We start from the raw sequence: 2373 nt of genomic DNA, 5'->3' as shown, positions 1-2373 counted from the left end.
GGGGCAGCCCACGCTGCCCCGACGCCAGGTCGCCGGCGGAGCCTTTGCTCATCGGGTATCCGGCACCGGGGTGCTCGGCAGCGTTGCCGGGATCGGAGGCGATCCTGGCGGGATCAGTGAAATCACCGGTGTCCGGACCTCTCCACGCGGGAGCCGGTGACGAGCGGTGGTCGGTCGGCGGACTGCCACGTAACGTCCCAGCCATGGCTTCGCAGGTGACCCGGGCCCGGTGGGCAGTCGCGACGGTATTCGCAGTGCACGGTGCGGCGAGCGGCAGCTTCGCCTCCCGCATCCCGTGGATCGCGGAGAACCTGAGCCTCACCGAGGGCACCCTCGGCCTCGCGCTGATCATGCCGGCGGTCGGTTCGCTGAGCTCGATGCCGTTCACCGGGCGGCTGGTGCAGCGCATCGGCGGGCGCGCGGCCACCCGGATCCTGATCGCGGCGTGGAGTCTCGCCGTCGGCGTGCTCGCCCTCGCGCCGAACCAGTGGGCGCTGATGGGCATGCTGCTGCTCGCCGGGGTCACCGCGGGCACCGCCGACATCGCCATGAACGCCGAGGGCGTCGAGGTAGAGCAGCGGCTCGGCCGCTCGATCATGTCGAGCCTGCACGGCATGTGGTCGGTCGGTGGACTGCTCGGCTCCGGCGTCGGCGCCGCGGCGGCGTACCTCGGCGTGATGGGCGTGCTGCTCGCGGTGATCGGTGTCACCGCGGGCCACTGGCTGCTGCCCGGCGCCCCCGTGCCCGCCGCCGGGGACGGCCCGCGCTTCTCGCTGCCGCGCGGTCCGGTGCTGGTCATCGGCCTGATCGGCTTCGCCGCGGTCTTCGCCGAGGGCGCGACCGCCGACTGGTGCGCGGTCTACCTGCGCCAGATCCTGGCCGCCGGCGAGGGGCAGGCCGCGCTCGCGTACAGCATGTTCGCCCTGGCCATGGCCGGCGGGCGGCTGGTCGGCGACGCGGTGGTCCGCCGCTTCGGCGCAGTGGGCACGGTGCGGGCCGCGGGCGCCGTCGGCGTGCTGGGCGGGGTGCTGGTGGTCGGCGCCTGGGCGCCGCTGGTGGGCGTGCTCGGGTTCGGCCTGATCGGGCTCGGCGTCGCCGTGGTGGTGCCGCTGGCCTTCAGCGCCGCGGGGCACACCGGCGACCACCCCGCCCACGCCATCGCGGGCGTGGCGACGGTGTCCTACGGCGCCGGGCTGGCCGCCCCCGGCCTGATGGGCGGCATCGCCCACGCCACCTCGCTGCCGTTCTCGTTCGCGCTCGTCACCGGTCTGATCGTGATCGTGACGCTGGCCGCGGGACGGCTGCGCGCCGCGGAGATCTCCCACCGGCAGCCGCTGCCCGATCCGGCCTCGGCCTAGCCGACCTCCCACATCCCGGTGTCCTGCACCGGCCGGTACCCGATCGCCTGGTAGATCTTGTTGCTGGTGGGGTTCGCCAGGTCGGTGAAGAGCACCGGCCGCAGACCCGCCGCCAGCGCCGCCCGGCTCACGGCCGCCACGAGCGCGCTCGCGTAGCCGTTCGCGCGGCGGCGCGGCGGGGTGTAGACCAGGTTGATGCGCACGACGCCCGCGGCGGGTGCGGTCATCGCGGTCATCGCGACGGGCTCGCCGCCGGCCTCCCATACCCAGAGCAGCCCGCCCAGGGCCAGCCGCCCGTCGATCGGCGCGGCCGGGTCGGTGCGGGGATGGTCGGCCAGCGCCTCCCGCTGGAACGCCGCGGACCAGGCCACCAGCTGATCGCGATCGGCCCCGGCCGCCTCCCGCGGCCGCCCGGTGACCCCCGCGGGCGGCGACACCTCGCAGATCTCGAACATGCGGTACGCCGCCAGCATGCTCGCCCGGCCACCGGCCCGGCCGGCGAGCGCGGCCGCGAGGCGCCCGGTCTGCTCCGGTGGCCCGGTGAACCGGGTGACCCGCTGCCCGCCACCCGCCAGGTGCGCGGCGAGGGGAGGCACGGCCTCGTCCGGCAGGTCGCTGAGCAGCATGGCGAACGGCGGCGGCCGCACCGCGACCGCCGCGACGGCGCCGCCCTCGTCGACCACCCGCAGCATGAGCAGCTCGGACTCCGGCAGCACCACCCCGTCCAACCGCGACTGCAACAGCGTCAGCAGCTGGTTGTTGCGTACGGGGTCGCGCAGGAGCCAGGGCATCACCGCGGCGGCGTACTCCGCGAGTGCTGTGTCCGCGGTCACTCTCACGCGTCAGATTCTGCCTCCACCGGGTGCCCCTACCGCTTCCTTTCCCGACATCCAGCCGGGGCGAACTGCTAAGATAGGCGCGCGGTGATGATGTGACCGGCGACAACCGACCCCGATTTGCATCCGGGTCGGGGGGCCGCGTAATGTTCTCTCTGCCAGCGAGGAACGGACAAAAA

2 protein-coding genes are annotated in these 2373 nt (G+C 74.4%); one reads left to right on the top strand and one right to left on the bottom strand.

Annotated features, from left to right (window positions below):
* Positions 1-203 precede the first annotated feature (203 nt).
* Positions 204-1358: an MFS transporter gene (locus AB0J67_RS40660; RefSeq protein WP_363491097.1), complete on the top strand. Its 1155-nt coding sequence runs from the start codon at positions 204-206 to the stop codon at positions 1356-1358.
* Here AB0J67_RS40660 and AB0J67_RS40655 read toward each other — a convergent pair.
* A complete protein-coding gene (locus AB0J67_RS40655) occupies positions 1355-2197 on the bottom strand; it encodes a GNAT family N-acetyltransferase (protein WP_363491095.1) in 843 nt (280 codons plus the stop codon). The genes AB0J67_RS40660 and AB0J67_RS40655 overlap by 4 nt on opposite strands.
* Positions 2198-2373: the final 176 nt, after the last annotated feature.

The sequence above is a fragment of the Catellatospora sp. NPDC049609 genome, from assembly GCF_040675365.1.
Taxonomy (GTDB): Bacteria; Actinomycetota; Actinomycetes; order Mycobacteriales; family Micromonosporaceae; genus Catellatospora.
Note: the sequence above shows the minus strand (reverse complement) of the source record. Positions and strands in the feature narration are given on the sequence as shown.

Coding starts and splice junctions, on each gene's coding strand:
- AB0J67_RS40660 (WP_363491097.1), top strand. CDS start 204: ATGGCTTCGCAGGTGACCCGGGCCCGGTGGGCAGTCGCGACGGTATTC.